The 18,113-nt window shown below is 71.0% G+C and carries 15 protein-coding genes; 11 read left to right on the plus strand and 4 right to left on the minus strand.

Annotation, left to right across the window (positions count from 1 at the left end):
• Positions 1–96: 96 nt before the first annotated feature.
• From J2X68_RS11360 to J2X68_RS11370, 3 genes are all read right to left on the minus strand, one after another.
• Complete coding sequence (locus tag J2X68_RS11360; RefSeq protein WP_310432333.1) at positions 97–1,257, minus strand: acyltransferase; 1,161 nt, start codon at positions 1,255–1,257, stop codon at positions 97–99.
• Between the two features lie 322 nt (positions 1,258–1,579).
• Positions 1,580–2,932: a polysialyltransferase family glycosyltransferase gene (locus J2X68_RS11365; RefSeq protein ID WP_310432334.1), complete on the minus strand. Its 1,353-nt coding sequence runs from the start codon at positions 2,930–2,932 to the stop codon at positions 1,580–1,582.
• Positions 2,932–3,927, minus strand: coding sequence for a glycosyltransferase family 2 protein (locus J2X68_RS11370; protein ID WP_310432335.1), 996 nt, complete (start codon positions 3,925–3,927; stop codon positions 2,932–2,934). Before J2X68_RS11370 ends, J2X68_RS11365 begins: the two co-directional genes overlap by 1 nt.
• 198 nt (positions 3,928–4,125) lie before the next feature.
• Between J2X68_RS11370 and J2X68_RS11375 the strand changes: the two genes are divergently transcribed.
• The 4 genes from J2X68_RS11375 to J2X68_RS11390 are packed head-to-tail and all read left to right on the plus strand — an operon-like array spanning position 4,126 to position 8,822.
• The gene (locus J2X68_RS11375; RefSeq protein WP_310432336.1) at positions 4,126–5,466 is read left to right on the plus strand and encodes a DUF6716 putative glycosyltransferase; all 1,341 of its coding nucleotides are present in this window, start codon (positions 4,126–4,128) and stop codon (positions 5,464–5,466) included.
• A gap of 20 nt (positions 5,467–5,486) precedes the next feature.
• Positions 5,487–6,734 carry an N-acylneuraminate cytidylyltransferase gene (locus tag J2X68_RS11380; RefSeq protein ID WP_310432337.1) on the plus strand — a complete coding sequence of 416 codons (1,248 nt, stop codon included), beginning with the start codon at positions 5,487–5,489 and terminating at the stop codon, positions 6,732–6,734.
• A gap of 13 nt (positions 6,735–6,747) precedes the next feature.
• Positions 6,748–7,686, plus strand: coding sequence for an N-acetylneuraminate synthase family protein (locus J2X68_RS11385; protein ID WP_310432338.1), 939 nt, complete (start codon positions 6,748–6,750; stop codon positions 7,684–7,686).
• A gap of 44 nt (positions 7,687–7,730) precedes the next feature.
• Positions 7,731–8,822, plus strand: coding sequence for a hypothetical protein (locus J2X68_RS11390; protein ID WP_310432339.1), 1,092 nt, complete (start codon positions 7,731–7,733; stop codon positions 8,820–8,822).
• Positions 8,823–8,845: 23 nt separating this feature from the next.
• Here the strand turns inward: J2X68_RS11390 and J2X68_RS11395 are convergent, their stop codons facing one another.
• Positions 8,846–9,097 (minus strand): hypothetical protein, encoded by a 252-nt coding sequence (locus tag J2X68_RS11395; RefSeq protein WP_310432340.1) that lies wholly within the window; start codon positions 9,095–9,097, stop codon positions 8,846–8,848.
• A 301-nt stretch (positions 9,098–9,398) separates the two neighbouring features.
• Between J2X68_RS11395 and J2X68_RS11400 the strand changes: the two genes are divergently transcribed.
• The 7 genes from J2X68_RS11400 to J2X68_RS11430 all read left to right on the plus strand — a co-directional run bounded on the left by J2X68_RS11400 (position 9,399) and on the right by J2X68_RS11430 (position 18,096).
• Positions 9,399–10,691 carry an amidohydrolase gene (locus J2X68_RS11400; protein ID WP_310432470.1) on the plus strand — a complete coding sequence of 431 codons (1,293 nt, stop codon included), beginning with the start codon at positions 9,399–9,401 and terminating at the stop codon, positions 10,689–10,691.
• A 319-nt stretch (positions 10,692–11,010) separates the two neighbouring features.
• Complete coding sequence (locus J2X68_RS11405; RefSeq protein ID WP_310432341.1) at positions 11,011–12,087, plus strand: BMP family ABC transporter substrate-binding protein; 1,077 nt, start codon at positions 11,011–11,013, stop codon at positions 12,085–12,087.
• Between the two features lie 231 nt (positions 12,088–12,318).
• Positions 12,319–13,371 (plus strand): BMP family ABC transporter substrate-binding protein, encoded by a 1,053-nt coding sequence (locus tag J2X68_RS11410; RefSeq protein WP_310432342.1) that lies wholly within the window; start codon positions 12,319–12,321, stop codon positions 13,369–13,371.
• 246 nt (positions 13,372–13,617) lie between these two features.
• Positions 13,618–15,306 carry an ABC transporter ATP-binding protein gene (locus J2X68_RS11415; protein WP_310432471.1) on the plus strand — a complete coding sequence of 563 codons (1,689 nt, stop codon included), beginning with the start codon at positions 13,618–13,620 and terminating at the stop codon, positions 15,304–15,306.
• On the plus strand, positions 15,303–16,421 hold the full coding sequence (locus J2X68_RS11420; RefSeq protein ID WP_310432343.1) for an ABC transporter permease: 1,119 nt from the start codon (positions 15,303–15,305) through the stop codon (positions 16,419–16,421). Before J2X68_RS11415 ends, J2X68_RS11420 begins: the two co-directional genes overlap by 4 nt.
• Entirely contained in the window at positions 16,421–17,683 is a 1,263-nt protein-coding gene (locus tag J2X68_RS11425) for an ABC transporter permease (RefSeq protein ID WP_310432344.1), read from the plus strand. The genes J2X68_RS11420 and J2X68_RS11425 overlap by 1 nt, the downstream gene beginning before the upstream one ends.
• Positions 17,680–18,096 carry a cytidine deaminase gene (locus tag J2X68_RS11430; protein WP_310432345.1) on the plus strand — a complete coding sequence of 139 codons (417 nt, stop codon included), beginning with the start codon at positions 17,680–17,682 and terminating at the stop codon, positions 18,094–18,096. The genes J2X68_RS11425 and J2X68_RS11430 overlap by 4 nt, the downstream gene beginning before the upstream one ends.
• Positions 18,097–18,113 lie beyond the last annotated feature (17 nt).

The following is an 18,113-nucleotide window of genomic DNA, read 5'->3' on the forward strand; positions in this document are numbered from 1 at the left end:
GACGGTGCCGCTGACGGCTGACGGCTGACGGCTGACGGCTGACGGCTGACGGCTGACGGCTGACGGCAGCGCCTGGCGCCGCCGGGCGCTCGCCCCTCAGGCCCGCCGCACGGCGAGCGCGCGCTTGAGACGGGGCCCGAACGGCTTCTCCACGAACCGGTGGAGAAGCCAGGCGATCCCGAGCATCGACAGCACCGTCGTGCCGAGCGTCAGCCACGCGTCGAGGCCGAACTCGCGGTACAGCACCCGGATGAAGAACCAGCCCAGGTGCTCGTGGATCAGATAGAAGGGGTAGGTCAGCGCCCCGGCCACGGTCAGCCAGCGCCAGTTCGCGCGGCTCGTCCACCCCAGGGCCACCGCGGCGACGGCGACGAAGGCGACGAGGACGATCAGCTGGACGACGTACGGGCTGCGGTGGAACTGGCCCTGCGGGCCGGGGTGCCACAGGGCTGTGACCGAGTAGCGCTGGCCGAGCAGGAAGCTGAAGCCGACGATGCCCCACAGCAGCAGGTCGTTGCCGAAGCGGTGGATCAGGTAGAAGGCGAGACCGCCGATGAAGTACGGGGCGTGGTCGCGCATCACCAGCTCGTCGGCCAGCGGGTTGTCGGCGACCCGGGCGAGGACGCCGGCCAGCGTCCACAGGCAGCAGAACGTCACCACCCTGCGGTAGGTGACACCCCGCCAGACCACGAACAGCGCGAACAGGGCGTAGAAGCGCACCTCCACCCAGAGCGTCCAGTCCACCCCCAGCACCCGGGGCACGCCCATCGGCTGCTGGAGCATGGTGAGGTTGGTGAGGATCTCGTCCGAGCGCAGCGGCGCGGCCACCACCGGCAGGATCAGGCCCGCGGCGGTGACCAGGACGATCGCCGCCCAGTACGCCGGGTACAGCCGGGCGACCCGGGAGCGGAAGAAGTCCCCGGTGGTTCGGCCCCAGCTGCTCATGCAGATCACGAAGCCGCTGATCAGGAAGAAGAACTGCACACCCAGGCTGCCGTAGGTGGCGAACTGCGACAGCGTCGGGAACTTCTGGCCGGGGGACTGGTGCCAGGACTGCGCGACCTCGCCGTTCTTGCCGGCGTAGTGGTAGAGGCAGACCATCAGGGCCGCCAGCAGACGCAGTCCGTCCAGGGCGCGCAGCCGGCTCTCCGTCCGGGCCCGGACCGGGGCACGGTCCGCGGCGCGGTCGGGGCCGGGGAGGTTCAGCCGGAGTGCCGGTGTCGGGGCCGGAGCCGCCGCCTGGTCAGCCGCGCTCATCCTGGGACCTTCCGTGGGAGTCGTGAGGGGTGTTCCGTCGGGAGTCGCGGTCATGGCCGTCGCCCCGACGACGGAACGCTATGCATCGCCGACAAGTCGGGGATGAGTGACGGCTGACCCGCCGGCGGCGTGAGCATGACGATCGGATGAACAGCTGTCCCGGAATGTCGCGTTTCCGCTCCTCCGGTGCGCCCGCCACGCCCGGGGGAGCGCGCCACGCCGGGGCAGTGCTCGCCACGCCCGGGCATTGCCCGCCACGCCGGGGAAGCGCCCGCAGCGTCGGCGGAGCGCCCGCCGTCACCGCTCGCCGGTCCCCCGCTTGCTACCGCGTGCCCGTCCCCCGCTTCAGGGCCCGCGCGCGGCGCGCCAGGCGGCGGACGGTCGCGTTGCGTGGGACGAAGGCGAGCCGGCCCGGTACGGCGCCGGGCAGGCCCAGTGCCGCCAGACGCCGGCGCTTGAAGTAGCGCCAGGTGTGCGGGTCGAGACGCGTGGCGAGGTAGCGCTCCGCGTCGCCCAGCAGCCCCGGGTGGATCCTGGGCTGCATCGCGAAGCCGACGGCCTTGAGGAGCGCGGCCAGCTCGGCCACCCGCTCCGCCGACGGCATGGTCCACGCCTCCACCGCCGCCCCGTCCGCCAGATCCGGCAGCAGCGCGTCGACGATGGTCAGCGGCACCCGGTTGCTGTTCTGGTACGGCGCGAGCCTGGCCAGCACCGTGTCGGTGCCGACCCGCGCGACCGGGAGGCCGTACAGACCGGCGGCGGTGAGCAGCGCGGTGGAGAAGCAGCCGACCACGAGGGCGGGCCGCAGCCGCTGGTAGGCCACCTCGGCGAGGACGGGCCGGTCGAGAAGGGCCAGTTCGGCGCCCAGCCTGCTCGCCTCGTCCTCCAGCAGCCGGGTCCAGCGGGCGGGCGCGACGGGGTGCGGCTTGAAGACGAGTCTGCGGTGCCCCAGCGCCACGGCGCCGCGCACCATGCCCCGATGCAGTTCCTCCTCCTCGGCGTCGTCGAGGATGCCGAGCGCCGAGAGGTACTGCCCGAGCAGCAGCGCCGGCCGCTCCCCGGGAGCGGGCAACCCGGTCTCGTCCGCGGCGAGTTCGCCCAGCACCTTCAGGAACGCCTCGGACGGCACCAGCACCGGCGGCACGCCGAACTCGGTGAGCAGCAGGGGAGTGAGGCCCGGCACCAGATCGAGGTGCAGCAGCCGGTCCACCCGGGTGCCGACCAGCGGGTCGATCTTGTCGCGCGTGGGGCCGTAGCTCATCAGACCGTCGGCGTAGGCGTCGACGGGCGCGCCGGTGAAGATCTGGCACAGCGCCAGCGCCGGATTCACCTGGAGGGACTCGACGGCCAGGTGGACCTCGTCGTCACCGAGGTCCCACAGCAGCCGTACGTACCGCTCCCACATCGGGATGTCGTCCCCGCGGGGGCCCCAGCCGCCGGGGTGGAAGGGGGCGATGGTCCCGTTCCAGGACAGCACCTCGTCGAAGCGCTCACGGATCCGGGCGAAGCCCGGCATGGCGTCGACGGAGGCCGTGATCTCCGGGTTGACCGCGTTGTTGGTGACGAGCAGCAGCCGGCGGTCGGTCGGTGCGAAGAGCCCGGCGTCCAGGGCGGCGGCCAGGGTCGCCGCGCCGTACAGGGTCGAGACGCAGAAGATCCGGGTGGTGCGCGGCATCAGAGCGCCACCGTCCGCGCCGCCACCGTCCGCGCCGCGACCGGCCTGCGGCGTACCCGCCGCAGCGCGCCCGCCCGCCGGACGTCCATCGAGTCCATGACCTCCGCGAGCACGTCCTGCGGCATGCGCTTCAGGGCGGCGGCGCACAGGGAGCGCAGTTTCCGTGCCACGGCGGGTTCGAACCTCTCGATCGAGCCGAGGTGATGCGTCATGATCGCGCAGTAGGTGCGCACCGCCTTGGGCAGCAGCCGCGCGCCCTCGGGGTCCCGCGCGGTCTCCTCGATCACCTGGTCGAAGGCGCGGATGAAGTCCAGCTGCCGTACGTCGCCGATCTGGGTGAGGGAAGAGGCCACCCCGCGCCGGTAGTGGACGCCCAGCAGCCCGACGACGGCGAAGGTGTCGGCCTCCCGGTGCAGCTTCCAGATCCAGGGCCGGTCCTCGGCCGTCCGCAGCCCGTCGGTGAAGTGCAGCAGTCCCCGGTCGACGAGGCGGCGGTGGTAGACGCCGGCCCAGGCGTAGGCGTAGTCCACCGAAGTGGAGCGGTCGGCGGGCAGGATCGCGTCCCGCGGGTTCAGCACCGTCCCGCGCCGGCCGTGCGGCACGCGGTGGATGCTCCGGGTCCGGCCGGTGCACTGCACATGGTCGGTGCGGACGAAGTCGCACCCCAGCCGCTCGATGGAGTCGAGGAGCTGCGGGAAGTACCCGGGCGCCAGCCAGTCGTCGCCGTCCAGGAACGTCAGATAGTCGCCGCGCGCCCTGTCGATTCCGCTGTTTCTCGCGGTCGCCAGCCCTCCGTTCCTTTCGTGTCTGACCAATACGGCGCCCGGGAGTTCGCGCTCCGCACGCGCGAGAATGTCCGAGGTCGCGTCGGTCGAACAGTCGTCGACCAGAATGAACTCGAAGTCCTCGCGCGCGTTGGAACGCAGGCTCGTCAGGGTGTCGGGCGCGTAGTGCTGAACGTTGTAGAACGGCACGATCACGGAAAGCTTGGGCACCCGCGAAACCTTAGAAGGGCCCCCGGCGGCACAACTTGCCGGTGCGGATACGGGGGGTGAACTCGATGTGTCGGAACGGTGCACCCGCCGCGCATTTCCGCGATCCGCGGGCCAGTTCGGCGTTCGGTGGTCCGCTGTTAACTTTTTGTTGAGGGGTGATTGGGCCAAGCCCGGTTTTTGCTTTCTAGCGTCTTGGCTGTGCCAGCAAGCAATGCCAACCCCCCACGGATCGCCGTCCTCGCGGACTCCGACACCCGGTGGAAATGGGGTGCGCTGACCGCGACGCGGATCGCGCCCTCCGTGGAAGCCGGATCCGGGAGCGGGGCGCGAGTCGCCCCCGTCCTGGACGGATTCCTGCTGCGCGGCCGGGCCACCCCCACCCCCCGCCAGCTGGCCGAGGTCGGCGTGCGCGCCGACTCGCTGAGCGAGGTCACCGCGCCGGAGTTCCTGCGCGCCATGACGCGGACGCCGTACGACGTCCTCGTCCTCGCCCTGGTCGGCGGCGGCGTCCAGGCGATGCTGCACGGCCTGAAGCGCGTCTGGGAGGGCCGGGCCGAACGTCCCGTCGTCGTCACCGGCTATGTCGGAGTCGTCTACGAGAAGCTCGCCGACGGCCTGCTGCTGCGGCACGGCGCCGACCTCGTCCTCGCCAACTCCCGCCAGGACGCGGAGCGTTTCCGCGCCGTGTACGAGGGCGTGGGCGCCGACGCCTCGGCGGTCACCGAAGTGGCCCTGCCGTTCCTCGGCGGCGCCCCGTACACGGGCGGACACGACCCCTACACCGTCGTCTTCGCCGCGCAGCCCTCCGTGCCGGAGAACCGCCGGGACCGCACCTACCTGCTCGACCGGCTGGTGCGGCACGCCCGGCTGCACCCGGAGCGCGAGGTGCTGCTGAAGCTCCGCTCCAAGCCGGGCGAGCACACCACCCACATCGAGGAGCTGCCCTACCAGCGGCTGGTCCAGAAGCTCGATCCGCCGCCCAACTTCCGCCTGGTGTACGGGAACATGGGCGACGTCCTCGACCGCACCGACCTCATGGTCACGGTCAGCTCGACGGCCGCCCTGGAGTCCCTGCACCGCCGGGTCCCCACGGTCGTCCTCACCGACCTCGGGGTGCGCGAGGCGCTCGGCAACCACCACTTCGCCGGCTCCGGCTGCCTCGCTTCCTGGGACCAGCTCGACGCCGGGCACCGGCCCGCCCCCGACGAGGAGTGGGTGGCCCGCCAGGGCGTCGCCGCGGACGGTTCGTACGCGACGGCCTTCGACGCCGCGCGGGAGCGGATCGGCGAACTGCTCGACGACGCCCGCGACCTTCCGCCCCTCACCCCCTACTACACGCACGCCACCGCGCCCGGCTACCTGCCCGGCATCCTCGCCCGCCACCACCTCGGCCCCGACGGCAGCCCGCTGTCCGGCGCGCCGTCCGCCGACCGGGAGCCGGGCCCGGTCCGGCAGATCGTCCGCCGGGCGGCACGCGGCGCCTACCGGCACGGCGTCCAGCGGGTGGCCCCGGTCATCCGGCGGATGGGCGAGCTGTGACCCGTCAAGGAGACGAACCCATGTCCGACTCACCAGCCGGGGTGCGCCGTGTGCTCGCGGTGATCCCCGCGCGCGGCGGCTCCAAGGGCGTGCCCGCGAAGAACCTCGCCCCGGTGGGCGGCGTACCGCTCGTCACCCGCGCGGTCCGCGAGTGCCGGGCGACCCGCCTCGTGACGGACGTGGTCGTCTCCACCGACGACCACGCCATCGCGGCGGCGGCGCGCGAGGCGGGCGCGGAGGTCGTGCTGCGGCCCTCCGCCATCGCCGGCGACACCGCGACCTCGGAGGCGGCCGTCCTGCACGCGCTGGACGCCCACGAGGCACTGCACGGCTCCCCGGTCGCCGCCGTCCTGCTCGTGCAGTGCACCAGCCCCTTCCTCGTCCGCGAGGACATCGACGGGGTCGCTGCGGCCGTCGTCGAGCAGGGCGCCGACACGGCGGTGACGGTCGCCCCGTTCCACGGCTTCGTCTGGCGCGACGGGGACGCCGCGCAGGGCGCCGGCGCCGACGGGGGCCCCGGTCCGGCCGGCGGCTTCGGCGTCAACCACGACAAGGCCTTCCGCCCCCGCCGGCAGGACCGGCCCCAGGACCTCCTGGAGACCGGCGCCGCCTACGCCATGCAGACCGACGGCTTCCGCGCGCACGGCCACCGCTTCTTCGGCCGCACGGAACTCGTCCGCACCGACCCCGCCCGGGTCCTGGAGATCGACGACCCGCACGACCTGGCCCGGGCCAGGTCGCTGGCCCCGCTCTTCGACACCGGCCGACCCGGTTCCCTCCCCACGCCCGCGGACATCGACGCGGTCGTCCTCGACTTCGACGGCACCCAGACCGACGACCGGGTGCTGATCGACTCCGACGGACGGGAGTTCGTCTCCGTGCACCGCGGCGACGGCCTCGGCATCGCCGCTCTGCGCAGGTCGGGCCTGCGGATGCTGATCCTCTCGACCGAACGGAACCCGGTCGTCGCCGCCCGGGCCCGGAAGCTGAGGCTCCCGGTCCTGCACGGCGTCGACCGCAAGGACCTCGCGCTCAAGCAGTGGTGCGAGGAACAGGGCATCGCGCCGGAGCGCGTGCTCTACGTCGGCAACGACGTCAACGACCTCCCCTGCTTCGCCCTCGTGGGCTGGCCGGTGGCGGTCGCGAGCGCCCACGACGTCGTACGCGGCGCCGCCCGCGCGGTCACCACCCTCCCCGGGGGCGACGGCGCGATCCGGGAGATCGCCGGCTGGATCCTCGGACCCTCTCTCGACACCCCCACCACGTAAGGACATCTTCGCCATGAGCACCAACTCCCGCCTGCGCAGCTTCGGTTCCCGCGAGGTCGGTCCCGGCAGGCCCGTCTACATCTGCGGCGAGATCGGCATCAACCACAACGGCGAGCTGGACAACGCCTTCAAGCTGATCGACGTGGCCGCCGAGGCCGGCTGCGACGCCGTGAAGTTCCAGAAGCGCACCCCCGAGATCTGCACCCCGCGCGACCAGTGGGACATCGAGCGCGACACCCCCTGGGGCCGCATGACCTACATCGACTACCGCCACCGCGTGGAGTTCGGCGAGGACGAGTACCGGCAGATCGACGAGTACTGCAAGGAGAAGGGCATCGCCTGGTTCGCGTCCCCGTGGGACACCGAGGCGGTCGCCTTCCTGGAGAAGTTCGACGTCCCCGCGCACAAGGTGGCGTCCGCCTCGCTGACGGACGACGAACTGCTGCGCGCCCTGCGCTCCACCAACCGCGCCGTCATCCTCTCCACCGGCATGTCGACGCCCCGGCAGATCCGCCACGCGGTCGAGGTCCTCGGCAGCGACAACATCCTCATGTGCCACGCCACCTCGACCTACCCGGCGAAGGCCGAGGAGCTCAACCTCCGTGTGATCAACACGCTGGAGAAGGAGTACCCGAACGTCCCGATCGGCTACTCCGGCCACGAGACCGGCCTGCAGACCACCCTCGCCGCGGTCGCCCTCGGCGCCGCCTTCGTCGAGCGCCACATCACCCTCGACCGCGCGATGTGGGGCTCCGACCAGGCCGCCTCCGTCGAGCCGGGCGGCCTCGCCCGCCTCGTCCGCGACATCCGCACCATCGAGGCCTCCCTCGGCGACGGCGTCAAGAAGGTCTACGACTCCGAGCTCGGCCCCATGAAGAAGCTGCGCCGCGTGTCGGGCGTCGTCGCGGAGGCGGAGATCGCGGCGGCGGCGGGCGAACCGGTCGCGGTGTGACCTGACATACCCCTCCGAGTGCCTTACGGGATGGTCGTCCGACGATGAGTCCTCGCGCCGGGAAGAACTCCGGCCACACCCCCCACACCCTCGCCTTCGTCGAGAGTCCGGTGCAGCTCCTGAACGTCCTCGAGTGGGCGCACGCCCGGGAACTCCACCCGGGGGAGGAGCCCGGCGCGGGGATGACCCTCGTCGTCCTGTCCCCGACCGACCCGATGACCCGCGGCCAGCTGCGCCGCATGGCCGAGCTGGCCCGCCGGGAAGGGCACACGGTCCGCTGGGAGGAGGCCCGCGGCGGCGCCACGGCGCCCTTCCGCACCATCGGCGGCCTCACCCCGCTGCTGCGGCGCGCGGAACGGATGGTGATGGGCGACCCGTTCTCCCGTTACGTCCAGCTGCTGCTGACCATCACCAGGGCGAGCGAGCTGGTCGTGGTGGACGACGGCACGGCGACGATGGAGTTCGTGGGCCAGCTGGCCCGCGGCGAGCGTCTCGTCCGCTGGCACCGCAAGGGCGGCCGCACGGGCCCCCGGGACGTGCTCTTCGCCCCGGTGTCCGGCGCGGCCCGCCGCCGGCTGACCCCCGGCCCCGGCCGCGGCGTCGAGGTCTTCTCCTCCATGCCGATGGAGGAGGTGCCCGACGGCGTCACGATCACGTCCAACGTCTTCGCCTGGACCCGCGACCGGTTCGGTCCGCCCCGGGTGACGAAGACCGCGGACATGGTCGGCACCTCGCTGGTGGAGACGGGCGTGGTGGACGCCGACCGCTATCTGGAGGCGGTCCGCGGGCTCGCCGAGGCGCACGGCGCGACCCGCTACTTCGCCCACCGCCGGGAGAGCACGGACAAACTCCACCGGCTGGCCGTCGAGACGGGACTGGAGGTGGTCCGCCCGGACCTGCCGCTGGAACTGATCGCCCGCCGCGGCCCCATCGGCCGGACCGTCCTCAGCTTTCCCTCCACGGTCGTGCACACCCTGCCGCTGGCCCTGTCCGGCACGGACGTCCGCGTCGCGGTCTGCGACATCGACCCGGCCTGGCTGACGGACCACGCCTCACCCAGGGCCCAGGGGTTCCTGTCCGGGGTGACGGGCACGGCGAAGGACGTGCACCGGCTGGCGGCGGTGAGCGTCGTCTGACGCGAGGGCGGGACCACGGGTGACTACGAGCCGCCGCCTCCACGGGGCCGCGGCTCCGCCTGTTCCTCCTCCCAACGGCCGAACCCGTCGAAGAAGCTTTCCTCGGGCTCCCCGCGCGTCCTGTCGCGCCACCGGGTGACCGCCCACAGCACACCCCCGAGCAGACACGCCGTGAGAGCCATCACCACCAGCCCCGTCAGGGTGAGCGCCACCACGCCCCTCGCCAGGATCCCGGGGATCCGGTCCTCGCCGCACCCGCACGTCATCGTCTCCATGAGGGCACCGTGCCCGGTCCGCCGCCCGCCGTCGCCCGGCGTGGCGCAATCGCCGCAGGGAGGTGATGATTCCGGGATCGGTCCCGGAACGTGGACAAACCCAGCGTTCCTCGAGCCGTCCGTGGTATCCGTGAAAGGAAGGAAGAAGTGTGGGAGCCGACGGGAAACCGGCGAGTTTACCCATCCACCACAGCAGCCATGCGCCGCGCGGCCAACTTTTCTTCGCCTAACGGGTTGAACTTTTGTTGATCGGGTCAGTTGACCGCCCCGGCGTCCTACCCTTCAGAGGGTGAAGCAACTGATGTCCCGAGAGTCCGAGGCCGATCCGTCAGGGGAAGACGTGCTCCCCGGCGCACTTCCGGGTGCGCTGCCCGGCGCCCTTCCCGGCACCTTGCCGGAGGCGCTGCGCGCAGAACTCGTGGCCTTCCGCCGCGACATGCACATGCACCCAGAGCTCGGCAACCAGGAGTTCCGCACGACGGCCGCGATCAAGGCCCGCCTCGAGAAGGCGGGCCTCGAGCCGCGCGTACTCGCCGTGGGGACCGGCCTCATCTGTGACATCGGGACCGTGGGCGGAGGCGGCGTCGCGGGCGCCGGGGCCGACGGGGTCCCCGTCCTCGCCATGCGCGCCGACATCGACGCGCTGCCCATCCCGGACACCAAGACGGAGTGCTCGTACCGCTCGACCGTGCCGGACCGCGCGCACGCCTGCGGACACGACGTGCACACCACCGTCGTGCTCGGCGCCGGGCTCGTCCTCGCCGAGCTGCACCGGCAGGGCCGGCTCCCGCGGCCCGTGCGGCTGATCTTCCAGCCCGCCGAGGAGGTGCTGCCCGGCGGCGCCGCCGACGCCATCGAGGACGGGGCGCTGGACGGGGTCGGGCGGATCATCGCCGTGCACTGCGACCCGCGGGTCGACGCGGGCCGGGTCGGGCTGCGCGAGGGCGCCATCACCTCCGCCTGCGACCGGCTGGAGATCTCGCTGGACGGGCCCGGCGGCCACACCGCCCGCCCGCATCTCACCACCGACCTGGTGACCGCCGTCGCCCGGGTCGTGACCGACGTGCCCGCGCTGGTCGGCCGCCGCGTCGACACCCGGGCCGGGCTGGCCGTCACCTGGGGCCGGATCGAGAGCGGGCACGCGCCGAACGTGATCCCGCAGCACGCCGAGCTCTCCGGGACCGTGCGCTGCCTGGACATCGAGGCGTGGCGGCAGGCTCCGGACATCGTCGTCGCGGCGATCGACGAGGTCGCCAACCTGCACCGGGCCAAGTCGGAGATCAACTACGTGCGGGGCGTCCCGCCCGTCGTCAACGACGGCGAGGTCGCCGGCCTGCTGCGGGACGCCATGATCGCCCGACGCGGCGAGACGGCCGTGGAGGGCACCGAGCAGAGCCTCGGCGGCGAGGACTTCTCCTGGTACCTGGAGCGGGTGCCCGGCGCGATGGCCCGCCTCGGCGTCCGCCCGCCCGGCGAGCGCACCGTGCGCGATCTGCACCAGGGCGACTTCGACGCGGACGAGTCGGCGATCACCGTCGGCGTGGAGCTCTTCACCGCGGCCGCACTGCTGGACGCGGCGACCCGCACCCGCTGAGGGAACCCGGCGAGGGGATCTCGGCGAGGGCCCGCGCGCAGGTGCGCCGGGCGAAGGGGTGCCGGGCGAAGGGGTGCCGGAAAAGCGCCCCTTCATCCCCTTGTGTCACCCACCCGTAACCCCGGGGACGTGGTTGTAACCCGGCGTCGGCACGAATCGATAACGGCCCGGAGAAACCCCGTTCCCCTGCGCTTCTACGCGCGTTACTGTGCGCCGGAATCGCCACCGGGAAAGGCTTGTTGGGGAGCCCCTCCTGAACGGCGCCACCAAGGGGAAAGCGGGCCGGTCACGGCGCCGTGGGGATGAAGGGGTGCTAGCTATGCGTCTGATCTCTCGGAGGACGAGATTCTCCCGGGCCGCGGTGACCGTCGCGGTCGTCGCGCTCGCCGCCGCCGGTTGCGGCAAGTCCAGCACCGACTCCAAGTCGAGCGACTCGGAATCCGGCAGCGGCACCTACTCGGGCAAGGGCATCGGCCTCGCGTACGACATCGGTGGCAAGGGCGACCAGTCCTTCAATGACGCCGCCTACGCCGGTTTCCAGAAGGCCGAGAAGGAATTCAAGATCGGCGGCCAGGACATCGAGCCGCAGGACGGCGAGTCCGACGCGGACAAGGTGCAGCGCCTGACGCAGCTCGCCCAGGCCGGCTACAACCCGGTGATCGGCGTCGGCTTCGCCTACGCGCCGGCCGTCAAGGCGGTCGCCGCCAAGTTCCCGAAGACCACCTTCGGGATCATCGACGACGAGCAGATCCAGGCGAAGAACGTCGCCGACATGGTCTTCCACGAGGAGCAGGCCTCCTACCTCGCCGGTGTCGCGGCCGCCAAGGCCAGCAAGAAGGCGCACATCGGCTTCATCGGGGGCGTGGACATCCCGCTGATCCACAAGTTCGAGGCCGGTTACGTCCAGGGCGCCAAGTCGGTCAACCCGAACATCAAGATCGAGTCGCAGTACCTGACGGAGACCGCCCAGGAGGGCGGCTTCTCCAGCCCCGACAAGGGCAAGGACGCGGCGAGCGGCCAGGTCGAGGCGGGCGCCGACGTCATCTACCACGCGGCCGGTCTCTCCGGTCAGGGCGTCATCACCGAGGCCGCGGCCAAGAAGGTGTGGGCCATCGGCGTCGACTCCGACCAGTACAGCCAGAGCGCGCTGGCGGCCTACAAGGACTACATCCTCGGCTCGGCGCTGAAGAACGTCGGCGGCGCCGTCTACGACCTCGTGAAGTCCGTCCACGCGGGCAAGCCGCTGTCCGGTGTGGTCCGCGGCAGCCTCTCCAACGACGGTGTCGGATTCGCCGACAGCAACCCGAAGTACAAGGCGATGACGGACGTCGTCGCGGCCGTCGACAAGGCCAAGCAGGACATCATCGACGGCAAGATCACGGTTAACACCAAGTAACGGCCGAAACCCGTTCCACCCGGCTCCGGCTACGCCCTTCCGGGCGTCCTTGCAGCCCATGCGCCCCTTGCCTCCCGCAAGGGGCGCACTGCTGTCCGTAACCTGGACCGCGACTGTGGCCACAGCTCGGTAACGGACCGGACAGAAGGGTTTTTCCGTCTGGTCTACGCGCGTTACGCTGCGGCGGAACCAGCGCCTGGTTTGGGCGCTTGCACAAAGGAGTCAAGTTCCATGCGCCGGGTGTCCCGAATCGCGGTTGCGGGCGTTGCCACCGCAGCCCTCGCCGTAACCGTTTCCGCTTGCGGAAGCTCCTCCACGTCGTCGTCCTCCTCCGACAGCAGTGACAAGAACCTGGGCCTCGCGCTCGCGTACGACGTCGGTGGCAAGGGCGACCAGTCCTTCAACGACGCCGCCACGGCCGGCCTGGACAAGGCCGACAAGGAGTTCGGCTACAAGTCCACCGCGGTCGAGCCGCAGGACGGCGAGTCCGACGCGGACAAGGTGCAGCGCCTGGAGAGCCTTGCCAAGCAGGGCTACAACCCGGTGATCGGCGTCGGCTTCGCCTACGCGCCCGCCGTCAAGGAGGTCGCGGCCAAGTACCCGAAGACCACCTTCGGCATCGTCGACGACGAGCAGATCAAGGCCGACAACGTCGCCGACCTCGTCTTCCACGAGGAGCAGGCCTCCTACCTCGCCGGCGTCGCCGCCGCCAAGGCCACCAAGACCAACACCGTCGGCTTCGTCGGCGGCGTGGACGTCCCGCTGATCCACAAGTTCGAGGCGGGCTTCAAGCAGGGCGTCCAGGACACCAAGAAGGGCGTCACGGTCAAGTCGCAGTACCTGACCGAGACCGCCGCCGAGGGCGGCTTCTCCAGCCCCGACAAGGGTGAGAGCGCCGCCGAGGGCCAGATCGACGCCGGCGCGGACGTCGTCTACGCCGCCGCCGGCCTGTCCGGCCAGGGCGTCATCAAGGCCGCCAACGCCAACAAGGTGTGGGCCATCGGCGTCGACTCCGACCAGTACAAGCAGGACGCGCTGAAGACGTACAAGGACTCGATCCTCACGTCGGCCATGAAGAACGTCGAGGGCGCGGTCTACACGCTGGCCAAGTCCGTGCACGACGGCAAGCCCGCGACCGGCGTGGTCCGCGGCAGCCTGGAGAACGGCGGCGTGAGCGTGTCGGACTCGAACCCGGCCTTCGCCAGCAACACCGCGATCCAGGACGCGATCAAGAAGGCCGAAGAGGGCATCAAGAACGGCACCATCACGGTGAAGACCTCCTGACCTTCTGTCAGAGGCCTTGGCCGATGGAGCGCTGTAATGGCAGCGTTACGGCCACGGAACCGGGCGCGGGAAGGATGTCCTCCCCGCGCCCCGTTCGCGCGGCAGAATGCTCGGAACGGATCGAGAACCGATCGTGAAACCGCCACGGCGGCTATCAAGATCATTCAAGATCGACCTGATCCGGGCACTATTTAAAGCAGGGGCGCTACGCGCGTAGAGCGGCCCCTTTCCCAAGGAGAGTGCGCCATCGACGCGTCCAGCAGCCCTCCGCTCACCGCACAGTCGACGATCGCGGTAGAGCTGGCGGGGATCACCAAGCGCTTCCCCGGTGTCGTCGCCAACCACGACATCCACCTCACCGTCCGCAAAGGCACCGTGCACGCCCTCGTCGGCGAGAACGGCGCCGGCAAGTCGACGCTGATGAAGATCCTCTACGGCATGCAGAAGCCGGACGAGGGCACCATCGCGATCGACGGCGGACAGGTGACCTTCTCCAGCCCCGCCGACGCCATCGCCCGCGGCATCGGCATGGTCCACCAGCACTTCATGCTGGCCGACAACCTGACCGTCCTGGAGAACGTCGTGCTGGGCAGCGAGAAGCTGCACGGCATCGGTGGCAACGCCCGTAAGAAGATCAAGGAGATCTCCGACCGCTACGGGCTCGGCGTGCGCCCGGACGCCCTGGTCGAGGACCTCGGCGTCGCCGACCGGCAGCGGGTGGAGATCCTCAAGGTCCTCTTCCGCGGCGCCAAGACCCTCATCCTCGACGAGCCGACCGCCGTGCTCGTCCCGCAGGAGGTCGACGCGCTCTTCGACAACCTCCGCGAACTGAAGTCCGAGGGCCTGTCCGTCATCTTCATCTCCCACAAGCTGGGCGAGGTGCTCTCCGTCGCCGACGAGATCACCGTCATCCGGCGCGGCACGACCGTCGGCACGGCCGTCCCCGCCGAGACCACCCCGCGCCAGCTCGCCGAGATGATGGTCGGCAGCGAGCTGCCCACCCCGGAGACCGCCGAGTCCACGGTCACCGACAAGCCCGTCATCCAGGTCGCGAACCTCACCGTGTACGCCAGCGGCGGCGCCTCCCTGGGCGTCGAGGCGGAGCCCACGACCGGCGGGGTCAGCGGCATGATCGCGCCCGAGGTCGCGCTCGGCGGCGAGGTCAAGAAGGCGCTCGACGACGTCAGCTTCACCATCCACGCCGGTGAGGTCATGGGCATCGCCGGTGTCGAGGGCAACGGCCAGACCGAGCTGATCGACGCGCTGATCGGCACCAAGAACGCCGACTCCGGCACCATCGCCTTCCTCGGCGAGGACATCACCCCCTGGTCCACGCGCAAGCGCCGCGAGTCCGGCGTCGGCTACATCCCCGAGGACCGCCACCGCCAGGGACTGCTCCTGGAAGCGCCCCTCTGGGAGAACCGCATCCTCGGCCATGTCACCGAGGCGCCCAACGCCAAGGGCTTCTGGCTGAACATCAAGGGCGCCCAGGCCGACACCCGCCGGATCGTCGAGGAGTTCGACGTCCGCACCCCCGGCATCGACGTCACCGCCGCCTCGCTCTCCGGCGGCAACCAGCAGAAGCTGATCGTCGGCCGCGAGATGAGCCACAACCCGAAGTTCCTGATCGCCGCCCACCCGACCCGGGGTGTGGACGTCGGCGCGCAGGCCCAGATCTGGGACCGCATCCGCGAGGCCCGCCGCGAGGGCCTGGCCGTGCTGCTGATCTCCGCCGACCTCGACGAGCTCATCGGCCTGTCGGACACCCTGCGCGTGATCTACAACGGCACCCTGGTCGCGGACGCCGACCCCGCCACCATCACCCCGGAGGAGCTCGGCTCCGCCATGACCGGCGCCGCGACCGGTCATCTGGAACACGTGGACGACGCGGAAACCACCGAGGAAGCTGCCGGTCCGGAGGACGAGGCCCGATGAAGAAGTTCGACAAGGAGCGCGTGCTCCTCGCGGTGGCCGGCCCGGTCATCGCGCTCGTCGCGGCGATCCTGCTGACCTCGGTCGTGCTGATCGCCTCGGGCAAGAGCCCGATCGAGCCGTACACGCTCATGCTGGAGCAGGCCGGCTACTCCGACGTCCAGGTCCTGATCGTCAACCAGGCCTCGATGTACTACATCGCCGCCCTGGCGGTCGCCATCGGCTTCCGCATGAACCTGTTCAACATCGGCGTCGACGGCCAGTACCGCCTCGCCGCGATGATGACCGCCGTGGTCGGCGCGAACATCGCCCTGCCGTCCTTCCTGCAGATTCCGCTGCTGCTCCTCGTCGGCGTCCTCACCGGCGCCTTCTGGGCCGGCATCGCGGGCGTCCTGAAGGTCACCCGAGGGGTCAGCGAGGTCGTCGCGACGATCATGCTGAACGCGATCGCCACCAGCCTGATCGGCTACCTCACCCTCGACAACATCTGGGGTGTGCAGGTCGGCAACAACAACACCACCGGCATCATGGAGGAATCCGGCTGGGTGCCCGGCATCGACCTCGGCGCGGACGTCGGCGAGATCTACGGCCTGGTCTTCCTCGCCATCGCGCTCGGCATCGTCTACTGGATCGTCCTCAACCGCACCCGCTTCGGCTTCGACCTGCGCGCCACCGGCGAGTCCGAGACCGCGGCCGCGGCCTCCGGCGTCGACGCCAAGAAGATGGTCCTCACCGCCATGCTCATCTCCGGCGGCATCGCGGGCCTCTCCGGTCTGCCGCTGCTGCTCGGCGACGCCCACACCTACAGCCTGAGCTTCCCCACGGGTCTGGGCTTCACCGGCATCACCATCGCCCTGCTCGGCCGCAACAACCCGGTCGGCATCGCCTTCGCCGCGCTCCTGATCGCCTTCCTCGACAAGGCCTCTCCCGCCCTCGACTACGCCACCCCCGTGGCGTACGAGAAGGAGATCGCCACGATCATGCAGGGCCTGATCGTCTTCGCGGTCGTCATCTCGTACGAGGCCGTACGCCAGTGGGGTCTGCGCCGCCAGCAGAAGCGCGTCGGCGCCGAGCTCGCCGCCGCCGCCCAGAACACCAAGAAGGAGGTGACGGTCTGATGAGCACCACGACCATCGCCAAGCCGCAGGCGAAGCAGCCCGGCAAGGGCGGCCGCAAACTCTCGCTCCCGGTCCTCCTGCTGATCATCGCGGGCGTTCTGGTGCTGACCTCGATCGTCCGTCTCATCACCGGCGCGGACGGCATCACCTCCACCGGCCAGATGTCCACGGCCCTGCGCCTCGCCGTCCCGATCGGCCTCGCCGGCCTCGGCGGTCTGTGGGCCGAGCGCGCGGGCGTCGTCAACATCGGCCTCGAGGGCATGATGATCCTCGGCACCTGGTTCGGCGCCTGGGCCGGCTACCAGTGGGGCCCGTGGACGGGCGTCGCCTTCGGCATCATCGGCGGCGCGCTCGGCGCCGTCCTGCACGCCATCGCGACCGTCACCTTCAACGTGAACCACATCGTCTCCGGTGTGGCCATCAACATCCTGGCCCTGGGCACCACCCGCTACCTGTCGAAGTTCACCTTCGAGAACGCCGACGGCGGCTCCGCCAAGCAGTCCCCGCCGATCGACTCGCTGGGCACCTTCGACGTGCCGGGTCTGTCGGGCTGGCTGGACACGCTCAACGAGAAGCACTGGTTCCTGATCTCGGACGTCGCCGGCCTGGTCGGCGGTCTGATCACCGACCTGTCGCCGCTCACCGTCGTCGCCGTCGCCCTCGTCCCGGTCACCTGGTGGGTGCTGTGGCGGACGGCCTTCGGCCTGCGGCTGCGGTCCTGCGGCGAGAACCCGGTGGCCGCCGAGTCCCTCGGCGTCAACGTCTACAAGTACAAGTACATCGCCGTGATCATCAGCGGTGGCTTCGCCGGCCTCGGCGGCGCGTTCCTGTCCATCGTGGCCTCGAACGTCTACCTCGACGGCCAGACCGCGGGCCGCGGCTACATCGGCCTCGCCGCGATGATCTTCGGCAACTGGATGCCGGGCGGCCTCGCCCTCGGCGCGGGCCTGTTCGGCTACACCGACAGCCTCAACCTGCGCGGCGGCACCACCAACGTGCACGCGCTGATCCTGCTGCTCGCGATCGTCCTGGTGTTCGGCGCGGCCTACCTGGCGTGGAAGAAGAAGTACGTCCCCGCCGTCGTCACCGTGCTGGTCTCGGCCCTGATGTTCGTCTGGTACCTCGGCACCGACGAGGTCCCGCGCCAGGTCGTGACGGCCGCGCCGTACGTCGTCACCCTGCTGGTGCTCTCGCTCTCCGCCCAGTCCCTCAGGATGCCCAAGGCGGACGGCATGCCGTACCGGAAGGGGCAGGGCAAGTGACCCCGCCCGCCGCCGGACCCGCCGAGACGGTCGACTGGGAGAAGCTGCGTACGGTGGCCCGGGACGCCATGTCCCGGGCGTACGCCCCGTACTCCGGCTACCCGGTCGGCGTGGCGGCCCTGGTCGACGACGGCCGGACCGTGTCCGGCTGCAACGTCGAGAACGCCTCCTACGGGCTCGGCCTGTGCGCCGAGTGCGGGCTCGTCTCGGAGCTCCAGAACACCGGCGGCGGCCGGCTCACCCACTTCACCTGTGTGGACGGCCGGGGCGAGATCCTCGTCCCGTGCGGCCGCTGCCGCCAGCTGCTCTACGAGTTCGGCGGCCCGGAACTCCTGCTGGAGACGCCGGCGGGGATCCTGCCGCTGGCGGAGATGCTCCCGCAGGCCTTCGGTCCGGGCCACCTCGCAGGGTGAGTCCCGCGCGGCCCCTC

Source organism: Streptomyces sp. 3330 (genome assembly GCF_031456635.1).
Lineage (GTDB): Bacteria > Actinomycetota > Actinomycetes > Streptomycetales > Streptomycetaceae > Streptomyces.